This window comes from Streptomyces sp. NPDC058457 (genome assembly GCF_042720695.1).
GTDB lineage: Bacteria > Actinomycetota > Actinomycetes > Streptomycetales > Streptomycetaceae > Streptomyces.
The window spans coordinates 1-14,534 of the sequence record NZ_JBHXLU010000036.1 but is presented as its reverse complement, the minus strand read 5'-3'; the positions used below and the strand labels follow the sequence as shown (position 1 = coordinate 14,534).

The window sequence follows — 14,534 nt, the reverse complement described above, 5'->3', positions numbered from 1 at the left end:
CTGGTCAGGCGGTGGGCAGAGGTGCGGCGCGGAAGGCCGCGGGCGGCACGCCGGGCCGGCAGTCCAGGACGTCGACCGGCGATCCCATGGCGACGGCGATCTTGCGGTCGCCGCGGAACGGGTCGCGGCCGTGGGCGGCGAGGATGTTGTCGACGAGCATCACGTCGCCCCGCTGCCACGGTTCGCGGACGGTGGCGGCCTCGTAGACGGCGTTGAGGGTGTCCACGTCGTCCCGGGTGAGGGGGGCTCCGTCGCCGACGCCGGTGTTGAAGGGCAGGCCGTCGGGGCCGAACTCGTCGGTCAGGGCCTCGCGGATCACCGGGTCCAGCGACCATTCGTTCCAGAACGCGAGGTGGTTGAACCAGACCTCCTCGCCGGTCTCCGGATGGGTGATCGTGCCGGGGCGCAGCTGCCGGGTCCGAAGTCGCCCGTCCTCCCGCCACTCCCAGGAGACGAGGTTCTCGGCGCAGTACTCCTCGACCTTCGCCGGGTCGTCGGTCGCGAAGGCCGTGCGCCAGTCCAGGGACACGTACTCCGAGTAGTTCCGGGTGAGCGTCCAGCCGGCCGCGCGCACCCGGTCCACGAGGGCGGCGGGCAGGTTCGCCAGGACCTTGCGGCAGTCGACGACGGGGGTGGCACCGCCCTCGGCGGGGGCGGTCAGGCAGGCGAAGAGAAGCTTGCCGGGGAAGGTGAGCGTGTAGCTGTTCTCGTTGTGCATGCGGATCGACTGGTGGGGCGGCAGGTCGGTCGAGGAGAAGACCCCGTGGCCGAAGTCGCTGCGCGGGGTGGCCTTCTCCCGGTAGGGGGTGGGCTCGGGCAGCAGCACGTCACGGACCCGGGCGACGTCCTCGCTGCCGGTGACCGGCAGGCCCCGGAGGAAGATCGCGCCGTGCTCGGCGAGGGCCGCGCGCAGCTGCGGGCTGTTGTCCTGGAGCCATTCGACGGCCGCGTCCATGTCGTGGACGCCGGTCACGCGGGTCAGGGCCGGGCGGCCGGGAGCGGTCTCCCAGCGCGGTGCGGTCGGTGCGGTCGACACGGCGGGGCCTCCTAGCGGCCGAGGGCGGCGAGCAGGCTCGCCGGGCGGATGTCGGTCCAGTTCTCCTCGATCCAGGCGAGGCAGGCCTGCCGGTCGGCCTCACCGAAGGCGACCGTCCAGCCGGCCGGGACGTCGATCCACGCGGGCCAGAGGGAGTGCTGGTTCTCGTCGTTGACAAGCACCTTGTAGGCGCCGTTCTCGTCCTCGAAGGGATTCGTCATGATGGCTTATTTCCTCCGTCGTGAGCGGGGCGGAAATCGCGGAAATCCGCGATGTAGAACTGCCGTCCGGGCTTTTCGAAGTTATCGGCGCCCTATACGGCCGACAGGCAGGAATTCCGGCAGGAGAGCGGAAGTTCAGCGGGATCGGCGGGCGAGCAGGCGCACCGGGAAGTGGTCCAGGCCGAAGTTGATGATCGAGCGGTTGTACTGGACCGGTCCGGTCGGCTCGATCCGCTCGACGCGGTCCAGCAGGGCCGTGAAGAGTGCGCTCAGCTCCGTCTTGGCCAGCGGGGCCCCGATGCAGTAGTGCGCGCCGAGGCCGAGGGCCACGTGGCGGTTGGGGCTGCGGTCGAGCACGATGTCGTGCGGGCGGTCGAAGGCGGCCGGGTCGTGGTTGGCCGCCCAGGTCCATACGACGACGCGTTCGCCGCGCCGGATGTCGTGGCCGCCCAGCACGGTGTCCCTGGTGGCGGTGCGCAGGGTGTGCAGTCCGACCGAGGTCCAGCGCAGCAGTTCGTCGAGGGCCGGTCCCATCGCGGCCTCGCCGCTCTGCAGCCGGTGCCACAGCTCGGGGTGCCGTACGAGCGCGAGCAGCCCCATCACGGCGGTGTGGCGGACGGTCTGGACGCCGCCGACGACGATGTTGTCCAGGTTGAGGACCACGTCCTCGACGGGCAGCAACCGCCCGCCGATCCGGTACGTGGCCATCATGCTGATGAGGTCGTCACGGGGGTCGGCCCGCCGCTTCATGACCTGGTGCATGAGATACGGGATGAGCCGCTGATGACCTGCTCTGCGCTCCTGCGCGGTGCGGCCGAGGAAGGCGTCGTCGCAGACCTGTACGACCATCTCGCGGTCCTGGTCCGGGACGTCGAGCAGGTCGCACATCACGGTCAGGGGCAGCGGGGAGACGACGTCGACGAGGTCGGCCTCGCCCCGCTCCACGGCCGCGGTGACGATCCGGCGGGACAGCTCGGTGATGCCGGGGGCGGCGCCGCGGGCCCCGCCGGGCGAGAGGAACGGAGTGGCGGGCGCCCGGAGTTCACGGTGCCGGGGCGGGTCGGTCAGGGCCATCATGCGGCCCGCGCCGACGGGTGTGTTCCCGGCTCCGGCGCCGAGCAGCGAGCCGCCTTCCGAGCTGTAGGTGGCCGCGTCCTTGAGGACCTCGACGGCCAGGTCGTAGGAGAGCACCGACCAGACCGGTCCGTCGTCGGCGGTCCCGGTGCGCTGGACGGGGCCCGCCTCCCGCAGCCGGTCGACGACGGCGGGCAGGTCGGGGCGGGTCCACAGGGCGGGGTCGCTCAGGTCGACGGGAGCGGCCGGCGCCGGGCCGGAGGTCAGTGGACGAGGGGCTGTGCTCGTGGCCATCGGGGCTCCCTGGTGGTCGGATCGGGCCGGTGCCCGACGATCGAGGTCAGCAGGCCCACGGGTCCGGGCCGTTGTACGGTCGCCAGCAGATGGCCGCCGGGAACGACCGTGAGGTCGAAGGCGCCCGAGGTGTGCTCGGCCCAGGCCGCGAGCAGGGCGGCGTCGAGCAGCGGGTCGGCGTCGCCGGCGACGGCGTGCAGGGCGGTGTCGAGCAGCGGGGCGGGCCGGTACCGGTAGGTGTCGCGCACCGTGAGGTCGCTGCGGATGGCCCGCAGGGCCAGCTCCCGCAACTCCGGTTCCGACGCGACGAGTTCGCCCATTCCGCAGGTCCGCAGCAGATCCTCGGCGCCGTGCTGCGGCGGGGTCGGGGCGGACCAGGTGCCGGGCGCGGACGCCGAGGCGGCGACCACCGTCTCCGGGCGGTGCCCGGCGGGCAGGGCGCGTGCCACCTCGTAGGCGAGCAGGGAACCGAAGCTCTGTCCGTAGAACCCGAAGCGGCCGCTCAGGTGCGGGAGGAGGGCGTCCTTCACCGTCCGCACCAGCTGGTCGAAGGTGGCGGGCATCGGGTGGCGGCTGCGTCCGCCGCGGGCCGGCATGCGCAGGGCCCACACCTCGGCGGCCGGGGCGAGCGCCTGGGCCAGCGGGGCGAAGGCGGTGGCGTCACCGCCGGCGTGCGGGAAGCAGAACAGCCGGTAGGGGCGGTGGTCCTGGGGTGCGGGGACCAGCAGCCAGTCCCCCTCGATCCGTGGCCGTGGCGGGGTCATCGGGCAGCCGCCGCGCCGCCGACGAGGGCCGGCCGCCGGGGCGCCGGGGCCTGCCCTGCGGTGCGGACCGCCTCGGTGAAGTCGGCGAGGTCGCGGGCGTCGAGCAGGTGGCGCAGCTGGAGTTCGATGCTCAGGGTGCGGCGCAGGATGTGGATGACCCGCAGTGCGGCGAGCGAGTGGCCGCCGAGGGTGAGGAAGTCGTCGTCGGGGCGGATGTCGTCGCGGCCGAGGACGGTCCGCCAGACGTCGGCGACCTGTTCCGCCAGGCCGGTGCCGACCGGACCGGTGCCGGTCCCCGACCGGTCCGCCGGCTCCGGCCGGGACGCGGCGGCGGGCGCCGGGGCGGGCAGCGCGGCGTGGTCGAGTTTGCCGTTGGGGGTGAGCGGCAGCGTGTCGAGGACGACGGCCGCGGCCGGGACCATGTGGGCGGGCAGCAGGGTGCGGGCGTGGGCCAGGATGTCGTCGGTGGCGAGGTCCGGGGTGCCGGAGGTGGTGACGTAGGCGATGAGCCGCTGGTCTCCGGGGGCGGCCTCGTGGACCTTGACGGCGGCCTCGCGGATCCGCGGATGACGGGTCAGGGCGCCCTCGATCTCACCGGGTTCGATGCGGAAACCGCGCAGTTTGAGCTGGCGGTCGGCGCGGCCGGTGAACTCCAGGGTGCCGTCCGGGCCGCGGCGGGCCAGGTCGCCCGTGCGGTACATCCGTGCTCCGGGCGCGAAGGGGCTGGCCACGAAGCGTTCGGCGGTCAGGCCGGGGCGGCCGACGTATCCGTGGGCGACCGCGGGACCGGAGATGTAGAGCTCCGCGGTGGCGCCGGGGGCCACCGGTCGCAGTTCCCCGTCCAGCAGGTGCAGGGTCACGGCGGGCAGGGCGTCGCCGATGTGCGGTCGGGGCCCGCCGATGCGGGTGGCGGTGGAGTCGACGGTGCACTCGGTGGGGCCGTACAGGTTGAGGGCGTCGGTTCCGCCGACGGTGATCTCGTCCCAGATCGCCCGGGGCACGGGCTCGCCGCCCATGAACAGCCGGACCGGGCGGGCGGCCAGCGGCTCGCGCAGCAACTCCCAGTGCGAGGGGGTGAGGTCCAGGTCGGTGACGCCGTGCTCGTCGAGCAGGGCGGCCAGCCGGACCGGGTCGGTGCGGGTCGTGCCGTCGACCACGACGACGGTGTCGCCCCGGCAGACCCGCGCCCACTGCTGGACCGAAGCGTCGAAGGACACGCTCGCGCTCCAGCCGACCACGCCCGGCTCGGACCGGTACATACCTCGTTCCTCCAGGCCGGCCAGGAGGGCGGCGACGCCGCCGCGGGTGGCCTCGACGCCCTTGGGGCGGCCGGTGGAGCCGGAGGTGTAGATGACGTAGGCCGCGTCCAGCGCGGTGACCGGGGTGTCGGGGCCGAGGTCCCCCATCGTGTCGGGGCCGAGGGCCGGCACGCCGTCGGGCAGCGGGACGGTGCCCGGTTCGGCCGTGAGCAGCAGGGCCAGGCCCGAGTCCTCGGCCATGAACGCGAGGCGTTCTCGCGGGTAGGCGGGGTCGAGCGGTACGTAGGCCGCTCCCGCCCGCCACACGGCGAGCAGCGCCACCGGCAGGTCGGTGGTGCGGCGCAGGTGGATGCCCACCCGGTCGCCGCGGCCGATGCCGTGGGCGCGCAGTGCGCCCGCCAGCTCCGCGGTGCGGCGGTCGAGTTCGGCGTAGGTGAGCCGACCGTCGGCGGCCACGACCGCGGTGCGCCCGGGTGTGGCGTCGGCGACGGCCAGGAACCGGGCCAGCGGGTCCGCCGGACGGGGGCCGTGGGTGTCGGTCATGGGGCTTGTCTCGCTCTCTTCTCGGTCTGCGCGGGTGGTCACAGGGCCCCGTCCATCGCGTGGAGGGCTGTCTCGTAGGCGTCGAGGTAGGCCTCGGCGAGCGCGTCGGGCACCACGGACCGCTGGTGGTCCACGGCCAGCAGGACACGGTCGGAGACGGGGTCCTGGATCAGTGAGGCGCCGAAGGCGAAGCTGTTGGGTTCGTGGCGCATGGTGGGTTCGCAGCCGATCCGGTCGTCCTCGATCCGCGCGTCGCCGAGGTGTCCGAGGGCGTGGAAGCGCAGGAAGCCGAACTGGCTGTCCAGCCGGGTGCCGGTCATCAGCCGGGCCAGCCGGGCGATCGGGACCCGGCGGTGCGGCATCATGTCCAGCTCCTCGCGGTGCACTTCGCGCACCAGCGCCAGCGGATCGTCGTGGTCCGCGCCGGTTCCGGCGACCAGGGGAACGGTGTTGAGGAAGAGCCCGTACACCTCGGTACCGCCGCGCCGTTCGAGGCGGCCGTTCATCGCGAGGCCCGTGGTGATCCGGCGGCGGCCAGTGATCGCCCCCAGCGCGTATACGTGGGCGGCGAGCGCCACGGACTTGACGGGCACGCCGGTGGCGTCGGCGACGCGGCGCAACTGGCCAGGGGCCTCGGGCAGCACCCACTCCACGATGCGGGCCAGTTCGTGGGTCTCGCCGGCGCCGTCCCACAGCTCGCCGCTGACGCCGTCGAGTTTGCCGCGCCAGTACGCGAGGGATTCGGGGTCGGCCGCCGCCTTCCGTTCGACGGCCACGAAGTCCCGGTAGCGGGAGCCGGGCAGGGCGGCGGGGGCGCTGTCCGGGTCGGCCGACAACTCGGTGTGGCGTGCGAGGAGTTCGGCGAGGAGCGAGGTGAAACTCCAGCCGTCGAGGATGGCGTGGTGCTCGGCGACGGTGAGCTGGAAGGACAGGTCCGTCAACCGCTGCACGGTGATCCGGAACAGCGGCGGCTCCAGCAGGTCGAAGGGGGTCTGCCGGTGGTGCTCGAAGACCGCGGTGACCGCCTCGTCCCGCTCGTCGGGGCCCAGCCCCCGCAGGTCGTCGAAGGTGACGGGCGGTGCCAGCTCGCCGTGCACGAGTTGGAGGGGTTCGGCGTAGCCGGAGATGTCCAGGCCGGTCCGCAGGACGGGGTGGCGGGTCATCGCCTCCGTCACGGCCCGGCGGAACGCCGTCTCGTCGAGCGGTGCGCTGATCCGGTAGCTGTTGACGTTGTGGTAGCTGTCGGTCGATCCGGCGATCTCCATGTGGAAGACCATGCTGAGCTGCATCGACACCATCGGGTACGCGTCCACGACGCCGGCCGGGAGTTCGGCCCGGGTCTCGGCGTCGATCAGCGAGAAGGGTCCGTCGGCGGTGTCCGCACCGGCCGCCGGGCGGGCCAGCGGCGCCAGGGCGGCGATGGTCGGCGCGTTGAAGATGTCCCGCAGGGTGACCGTCCAGCCGGCCTCGTGCAGCTCTCCGGAGAGCTGCACGGCGCGGATCGAGTCGCCGCCGAGGTGGAAGAAGTCGTCGTGCGCGCCGATACCGGTGACGCCCAGGACCCGTGACCAGACGGCGGCGAAGTCCCGCTCGGTGTCATTGCGGGGGGCCACGTGTCCGGTCGCGGAGCCGGTGGGTGCGGTGCCGTGCGGGCTCGGGTCGGGCAGGGCGCGGCGGTCGACCTTTCCGTTGACGGTCAGCGGCAGGGTGTCCAGGACGGTGACGGTCGCCGGGATCATGTAGTCGGGCAGGGAACGGGCCAGGAACTCGCGCATCGCGCCCGGCTCGCGGCCGGTGACGTAGGCGGCCAGCCGCTGCTGGTGGACGGTGACCACGCAGGTGTCCACGTCGGGGTGGGCGGCCAGGGCGTTCTCGATCTCGCCGAGTTCGATGCGGAAGCCGCGCAGCTTCACCTGGAAGTCGGCGCGCCCCAGGTATTCCAGGCCGCCGTCGGGCAGCCTCCTGGCCACGTCCCCGGTGCGGTACATCCGGGCCCCGGGAGCGGTGGCGTAGGGGTCGGCGACGAAGCGCCCGGAGGTGAGGCCGGGCCGGTCCCAGTAGCCGTGGGCGAGGCTGCCGCCGCCGATGTACAGCTCGCCGGGGACGCCCACCGGGCAGGGCCGCAGCCAGTCGTCGAGGACCATCGCGCCGAGGTGCGGCATCGGTGTGCCGATCAGGCTGCGGTCGAAGTCGGCGGCGGGGCCGAGGTCGTGGGTGGTGACGTGGACGGTGGTCTCGGTGATCCCGTACAGGTTGCACAGCCGGGCCGGGGGCAGCGGGCCGAGGGCGTTCCAGCGCCGGACCACGGCGGGGTCGAGCGCCTCGCCGCCGAGCATGATCTGTTTCAGCGCAGGCAGGGCGCGCGGCCGTTGCCGCAGGGCGAGTTCGAGCTGGCGGAGCGCGGACGGGGTCAGGCACAGGAACGAGACGCCCTCGGCGGCCAGCAGTTCCGTGAACTCCTCGGGCGAGCGGCTGGTCAGGTACGGCACCACGACCAGCCGTCCGCCGTGCAGGAGGGCGCCCCACAACTCCCAGACCGTCCAGTCGAAGGCGTAGCTGTGGAAGAGGGTCCACACCTCGTCGGGGCCGAAGGAGAAGTGCCGGGCGCCGGCATCCATCAGGCGGCTGACGTGTTCGTGGGCGACCGCGACACCCTTGGGCCGGCCGGTGGAGCCCGAGGTGAAGATGATGTACGCGGTGTCCGAAGGGCGGACCGCCAGGGCAGGCCGGGTGGCGGGAAGGGTCTCCAACTCGGCTTCCCGGAGGGCCGGTTCGAAGAGCTCCCAGGGTCCGTCCGGGACGCGGTCGGGACGGTCGGTGACGACGACCCGGACCCCGGTGTCCCCGAAGACCATCGCGGCCCGGTCGGCGGGGGCGGTCAGGTCCACCGGCACGTAGGCCGCGCCGGCCTTCAGCACGCCGAGCACCGAGACGGGGATCTCGTGCGTGCGGTCGAGGAGCAGGCCGACCCGGTCGCCGGGACGGACGCCGCGGCAGATGAGCGCGTGGGCCAGCCGGTTGGCCCGCTCGTCCAGTTCCGTGTAGGTCAGGGACCGGTTGCCGTGGGTGAGGGCCGTGCGGGTGGGGTGCGCGTCGGCCGCCTCCTCGAACAGCCGGTGCAGGCCGCGGCCTTCGGGTATGCGGACGGGGGCGGCGGGCGGCTGCGGGTCGGCCGCCCGGGTCAGTTCACGCACGGTACGGCCGGTGTCGTCGAGGGCGGCGGTCAGCAGGGCCCGCCAGTCGTCGGTCATCCGGCGTACCGTCGCGGTGTCGAAGAGGCCGGAGCTGAACTCGACCTCGCCGCGCAGCTCGCCGTCGTCGTAGACGGACCAGGTCAGGTCGAACTTGCTGGTGCCGTTGGAGTGCACCCGCCGGTCGGCCGAGGCGGGCCCGAACGCCAACGGCGCCCGGTTCTCGGTGTGGGAGCCGAACACGACCTGGACGAGCGGCGGGTGGGCGGCGGAGCGGTCCGGGGCGAGCTGGTCGACGATCGTGTCGAACGGCACGTCCAGATAGCCGTACGCCTCGAAGGCGACGTCCGAGACGTGTGCGAGGAGTTCACGGAAGGTGGTGCGGGCGCCGAGCCGGATGCGCAGCGGCAGCAGGTTGACGAAGTAGCCGACCAGGTTCTCCAGTTCCGGCCGGTCGCGGGTGGTCACCGGAGTGCCGATCACCATGTCCTGGGCGCCGGTGTGGCGGTTCACCAGGAGCGCGAAGGCTGCCAGTTGCACGATGAACGGCGTCACCCCCTCGCTCTCGGACAGCGCGCGGACCCGCGCCGCGGTGCCGGCCGGCAGGTCGAAGGGCTCGGTGCGGCCGAGGTGGCCGCGCTCCGCCGGGCGCGGCCGGTCGGCGGGCAGCTCCAGCAGGCCGGGGGCGCCGTCCAGCCGGTCCTTCCAGTAGGCCAGGTGGTCCTCGAAGGAGCGGCTCTGTTCCCCGGTCGCGTAGTCGGCGTACTGGACGGCCAGGTGGGGCAACCGGGGTTCGCGGCGTTCCGTCAGGGCGGTGTAGGTCTCCGCCAGTTCCGTCTCGAAGACGTCGGCCGACCAGCCGTCCCAGACGATGTGGTGGACGACGAGGACGACCGTGGTCTCGGTGTCCGACCGCAGCAGGGCGGTCGCCCTCAGCAGCGGTCCGGCGGCGAGGTCGAAGGGGGCCGACGCCTCGGCGGCGAGCCGCTGCCCGGCCTGCCGTTCCCGCTCGCCCGCCGGCAGGTCCCGCAGGTCGACGAGGGTCAGCGGGATCGTGAGGCCGGGGTGGACGAGTTGGCGGGGGCCTTCCGGCCCCAGGGCGAAGGTGGTGCGCAGCGCCTCGTGGCGGGCGACGACGGTGTTGAGGGAGCGCTCCAGGAGCGCGGTGTCGAGGGGGCCGGTGAACTCGAAGACCCAGGGGGTGTTGTAGGTGGCGGTCCCGGGGTGCCAGCGGTCCAGGAACCACAGGCCGCGCTGGAGGCCCGAGAGCGGTGCGGTCCTGGCGGGTGCCGGAGCCGACGGCGGCGTGGGAACGGGCGGCGGGGTGGGAACCGGCGGCGGGGCCGTGTCCGTGGGCGAACTCACTGTCCTTCTGCCTTCCTTGTCGGGGGCGGGGTGACGGTCCGTCGTGGAACCGGCACGGGGCGCGTGTCGGACACGCGGTGTGCCGTGTGCTCAGGCCGGCAACAGTTCGGCGATCGCGCTCACGGTCCTGGCCCGGAACACCAGGTGCGGCGGGACGCGGGTACCGGTCTCCCGGGACAGGCGCATCGCGACGCGTACGGCCGACAGGGAGTTGCCGCCGATCCGGAAGAAGCTGTCGTGGCGGCCCACCTCGTCCAGGCCGAGGATCTCCCGCATCACGTCGGCCACCAGGCGTTCCCTGCCGGCCAGGGTGGCGGCTCCGTCCCCTGCGGTGGCGGTGGCCGGAGCCGGAGCCGGAGCCGGCAGAGCGCGGCGGTCGGCCTTGCCGTTGGCGTTCAGGGGCAGCGCGTCCAGGACGTCGACGGTGGCCGGGACCATGTACTCCGGGAGCCGTCCGGACAGGTACCGGAGGAGGGCATCGGGGTCGGCGGTCGCAGAGCCGTCGGTGACGGTGGTGGCGGTGGTGGCGGTGGCGGTGGCGGTGGCGGTGGTGACAGTCGAGACGGTGGTGCCGGTGGTGATGTAGGCGGCGAGCCGCCGGTCCCCCGGGGCGGGTTCGTACACCGTGACGACGGCTTCCCGGACGTCCGGGTGCCGGGTGAGGACGTCCTCGATCTCGCCCGGTTCGACCCGGAAGCCCCTGATCTTGACCTGGTCGTCGGCCCGGCCGGTGATCTCCAGCGTGCCGTCCGCCGTGCGGCGCCCGAGGTCCCCGGTCCGGTACAGCCGTACCCCGTAGCCGCCGGGATCGGCGACGAAGCGGGTGGCGGTGAGGCCGGGCCGGCCCGTGTAGCCGAGGGCCAGGCCGCAACCGGAGGTGTAGAGCTCGCCGGTGACGCCGGGTTCGACGGGCCGCAGGGTTTCGTCGAGGACGAGGACGTCCTTGCCGTGCAGCGGACGGCCGATGGGGATGGAGGCGGTCGTGACGTCCTCGGGCACCACGGTGTGGCAGGTCGTGAGGCCGAGGCTCTCGACTGGGCCGTAGCCGTTGGCGACCCGGAGGCCGGGGAACATCTCCAGCGCCTTGGCGACATGGGTCACCGAGGCGCGCTCGCCGGCGGTGAAGGCGGTGCTCAGTCCGGCGAACGTGTCCGGGAACTCCTCCAGGAGGAAGTTGAACAGGCTGGCGGAGAGCTGGAGTTGGGTGACCCCGTGGCGGCGGGTGAGTTCGGCGACGGTCTGCGGGTCGGGCCGCTGTCCGGGCTGGAGGACGCAGGTGCCGCCGAACATCAGGGCGCCGTACAGCTCAAGCGCGAAGGCGTCCCAGGACACGGGCGAGCACTGGAGCCAGACCTCGTCCGGGCCGAACCGGGCGTAGTCCTGGCCCGCGTAGGTGCCGGTCAGGGCGCGGTGCGGCACGGCGACGCCCTTGGGGCGGCCGGTGGAGCCGGAGGTGAACATCACGCAGGCCAGGTCGTCGCCGGTGACGGGCAGCCCGGGGTCGTGCTCCGGATGGCGGACCAGCTCCCCGGCGACGGCGTCCAGGTCGATGTGGGCGCCCTGCCAGGCGAAGGGGATTTCCTGTCCGCGATGGGTGATCAGGTGCCCGGCGCCGCTGTCGGTGGCGGCCCCGGCGAGCCGCTCGGCCGGGAAGTCGGGGTCCAGCAGGGTGTATCCGGCGCCGGTCTTGAGCGCCGCGAGCAGGGCCACGACGAGGTCGAAGCCGCGCTCGACGAGCACGGCGACGACCGTGCCGCGCCCGGCGCCCTGTTCCGCGAGGTGGTGGGCGAGCCGGTTGGCCCGTGCGTTGAGCTGTCCGTAGGTGAGTTCCTCGTCTCCGGCGATCAGGGCGGTGGCGTCCGGGGTGCGGGCGGCGGCCGCCTCGAACAGGGTGTGCGCGGGGGCGGCGACGGCCGCGGCCAGGGCGCCCAGCCAGCTGTCGCAGAGCGCCGCCATGGTCTCCGCGTCGAACAGGTCGCTGTCGTACTCGAACCGGCCGGTGAAACCGGTGCCCAGGTCGTCGACGGAGACCGACAGGTCGAACCGGGAGACCCCCTGCATGTGCAGCTCACGGGTGACGGGGATGCCGTCGACCTCCAGCGGCCGGGTGTCCAGCGGATGCAGTTCGAGCAGGACCTGGCAGAGCGGGTTGCGGTCCCGGGGCGGCTCGGTGACGACCCGGTCGACGATCGCGTCGAAGGAGGCGTCCTGGTTGCGGTAGGCGCCCACCGAGACGTCCCGGACGTGGCGCAGAAGGTCGCGGAACGACAGGTCGGGATCGACCCGCAGCCGTAGCGGCAGCAGGTTGACGAAGTAGCCGATCAGGCCGGCCGCCCCGGCCCGGCCGCGCACGTTCACCGGGGAGCCGATGACCATGTCCCGCTCCCCCGAGCGCCGGTGCAGCGTGGTCGCCAGCGCGGCGAGCAGCACCATGAACGGGGTGGCGTCCTCCTCGCGGGCCAGCTCGCGCACCGCCCGCGCGACCGCGTCCGGCATCGTGAAGCCGTGGTGGGCGCCCCGGAACGCCTGGAGTTCGGGGCGGGGCCGGTCGGTGGGCAGCGCGGCGGTCTGCGGCACTTCCGCCAACTGCCCATCCCAGTAGGCGAGTTGGGCCTCGGTGGCGGCGGCCACGGCGTCGTCGTACTGCCAGGCGCTGTAGTCGGCGTACTGCGCGTCGAGTTCGGCCAGCCGGTGTGGGCGGGCGGCCCGCAACGCCTCGTAGACCTCCTTGAGTTCGGTCTCCAGGACCGACAACGAGCCCTCGTCCCAGACGATGTGGTGCATGACCAGGAGGAGCACGGTCCCGCCGTCCGGCACGCGCAGGGCGTGGGCGCGCAGCAACGGTCCGGTCTCCAGGTCGAACGGCTCGACGGCGGCCGCCGCGATCAGCTCGCCGGTCCGCTCGCGGGATGCCTCGGTGACGGTGAACGGGACGGTGACGCGCTCCCGGACGACCTGGCGGGGGCCGTGGTCGTCGAGGACGAAGCAGGTGCGCAGGTTCTCGTGCCGGGCGACCACGGTCTGCAGGGCCCGGTGCAGCAGGCCGAGGTCGGGGTCCGTGGCGAAGCGGAACACCCAGGGCACGTTGTAGGTGGCCGAGCCCGGGTTCCACTGGTCGAGGAACCACAGGCCGCGTTGGTATGCCGACAGCGGTGCCTCGGTGCGCCCCGACCGGGTCAGGGCCGGGAGCCGTTCGCCCTCGGGTGCGGTGGCCACGGCGGCGAACTCGGCGAGCGTCGGGGCCTCGAAGATCGCGTACGGGGAGACCACGCCGAAGACGTCCGCGACCCGCCCGACGACCCGCACCGCGGTGAGCGAGTCGCCGCCGAGGTGGAAGAAGTTGTCGTGGACGCCGACGTCGGGCACGCCCAGGACGTCGGACCACACCCCGGCGAGCAGCCGCTCGGCCTCGGTGCGCGGGGCGACGTACCCGTCCCGCACCGACGTGTTCCCGGCGCCGGGGTGCGGCAGGGCCGTGCGGTCGATCTTGCCGCCCGCGGTCAGCGGGAAGGCGTCCAGGACGGTGAGGCTGCCGGGGACCATGTGCTCGGGCAGGCGGTCCGCCAGGAACGCGCGGACCTCGCGGTACTCCGGCGGCACCGGCGCGGTGGTGGTGGCGTAGGCGGCGAGCCGGCCGTCGTGGGCGGTCACCACGCAGGCGGCGACCGACGGGTGGGCGGCCAGCGCCTGTTCGACCTCGCCGGGCTCGACGCGGAAGCCGCGGATCTTCACCTGGTGATCGGTGCGCCCGACGAACTCCAGGGCGCCCGAGGCCCGCCGCACCAGGTCGCCCGTGCGGTACATGCGGGCACCCGGCACGGCCGAGAACGGGTCGGCGACGAAACGCTCGGCCGTCGCCGCCGGTCGGCCCCAGTAGCCGGAGGCCAGCAGCGGGCCGCCGACGTGGAGTTCACCGGCGGTGCCGTCGGGCACCGGACGCAGGGCGTCGTCCAGTACGTACAGGGCGCGGTCGCCGAGAGCTTCGCCGATCGGGACGCGGCGCTCGCCGTCGGCCGGGTCCGTCAGCTCGTGGACGTCCTGGACGGTGGCGGTCACCGTCGTCTCGGTGGGGCCGTACGCGTTCAGCAGCGGGACGCCGGTGAGTTCGGTCCAGGCGGCCGCGGTCTCCGGGTACAGCCGGTCGCTGCCGGAGATCATCAGCCGCAGCGACCCGGGGACGCGGGCGCCGGCCCGCAGGGCGGCGACGACCTCCTGGAAGTAGCCGGCGGACAGGTTGGCGACCGTGACCTCCTCGGCCGTCAGCAGGGCGAGCAGTTCACCGGCAGCGAGGAGTCCCCGCTCCGGTACGACCAGGCAGGCGCCGGTCGTCAGAGACGTCAGGATCTGTTCGACCGCCACGTCCACGGACGGCCGCGCCATGTGCAGGACGACGTCCCGGTGGGTGATGCCGAACCGGGCGGTGGCGGCCTCGATGTGCTCCGCCAGCACGGACGCGGCGACGTGGACGCCCTTCGGGCGGCCGGTGGTGCCCGAGGTGTGGACGAGGTAGCCGGAGCCGCCGGCCGGGCCGGACCCCGCGGCCCCGGCGGTGAGTTCGCCGTCGGTCAGGAAGGCCGTCGCCCCGGCGTCCCGGACGATGAACTCGGCGCGCTCGGCCGGGGCGTCGGCGTCGACCGGCAGGTGGATCCCGCCGGCCCGCAGCACGGCCAGCAGCCCGATCACGTGGTCGAGACGGTCCCGGCCGGAGACCGCGACGACCTGGCCCGGGGCGATGCCCGCCGCCAGGGCACCGGTCAGCCCGTCGAGTTCGGCGTAGGTGAGGGTCC

The 14,534-nt window shown here is 73.6% G+C and carries 7 protein-coding genes; all 7 read right to left on the bottom strand.

All coding sequences use genetic code 11. The annotated features are described in order from the left end of the window. Positions 1-4: 4 nt before the first annotated feature. Positions 5-1,036 carry a TauD/TfdA family dioxygenase gene (locus ACFWPS_RS26475; protein ID WP_383708702.1) on the bottom strand — a complete coding sequence of 344 codons (1,032 nt, stop codon included), beginning with the start codon at positions 1,034-1,036 and terminating at the stop codon, positions 5-7. Between the two features lie 11 nt (positions 1,037-1,047). Further along, positions 1,048-1,257 carry an MbtH family protein gene (locus tag ACFWPS_RS26470; protein ID WP_383708700.1) on the bottom strand — a complete coding sequence of 70 codons (210 nt, stop codon included), beginning with the start codon at positions 1,255-1,257 and terminating at the stop codon, positions 1,048-1,050. Positions 1,258-1,392: 135 nt separating this feature from the next. After that, positions 1,393-2,625, bottom strand: coding sequence for a cytochrome P450 (locus ACFWPS_RS26465; protein ID WP_383708698.1), 1,233 nt, complete (start codon positions 2,623-2,625; stop codon positions 1,393-1,395). Further along, entirely contained in the window at positions 2,595-3,389 is a 795-nt protein-coding gene (locus tag ACFWPS_RS26460; RefSeq protein ID WP_383708696.1) for a thioesterase II family protein, read from the bottom strand. The genes ACFWPS_RS26465 and ACFWPS_RS26460 overlap by 31 nt, the downstream gene beginning before the upstream one ends. Continuing rightward, positions 3,386-5,191 (bottom strand): non-ribosomal peptide synthetase, encoded by a 1,806-nt coding sequence (locus ACFWPS_RS26455; protein ID WP_383708694.1) that lies wholly within the window; start codon positions 5,189-5,191, stop codon positions 3,386-3,388. The genes ACFWPS_RS26460 and ACFWPS_RS26455 overlap by 4 nt, the downstream gene beginning before the upstream one ends. A 38-nt stretch (positions 5,192-5,229) precedes the next feature. Continuing rightward, positions 5,230-9,747 (bottom strand): amino acid adenylation domain-containing protein, encoded by a 4,518-nt coding sequence (locus ACFWPS_RS26450; protein WP_383708693.1) that lies wholly within the window; start codon positions 9,745-9,747, stop codon positions 5,230-5,232. 90 nt (positions 9,748-9,837) lie between these two features. Continuing rightward, the coding region (locus ACFWPS_RS26445; RefSeq protein ID WP_383708691.1) for an amino acid adenylation domain-containing protein at positions 9,838-14,534 on the bottom strand (4,697 nt) is incomplete at its 5' end.

Excerpts from the sequence above, each read along its gene's own strand:
- ACFWPS_RS26465 (WP_383708698.1), bottom strand. The coding sequence starts at position 2,625 with ATGGCCACGAGCACAGCCCCTCGTCCACTGACCTCCGGCCCGGCGCCG.
- ACFWPS_RS26470 (WP_383708700.1), bottom strand. The coding sequence starts at position 1,257 with ATGACGAATCCCTTCGAGGACGAGAACGGCGCCTACAAGGTGCTTGTC.
- ACFWPS_RS26455 (WP_383708694.1), bottom strand. The coding sequence starts at position 5,191 with ATGACCGACACCCACGGCCCCCGTCCGGCGGACCCGCTGGCCCGGTTC.
- ACFWPS_RS26460 (WP_383708696.1), bottom strand. The coding sequence starts at position 3,389 with ATGACCCCGCCACGGCCACGGATCGAGGGGGACTGGCTGCTGGTCCCC.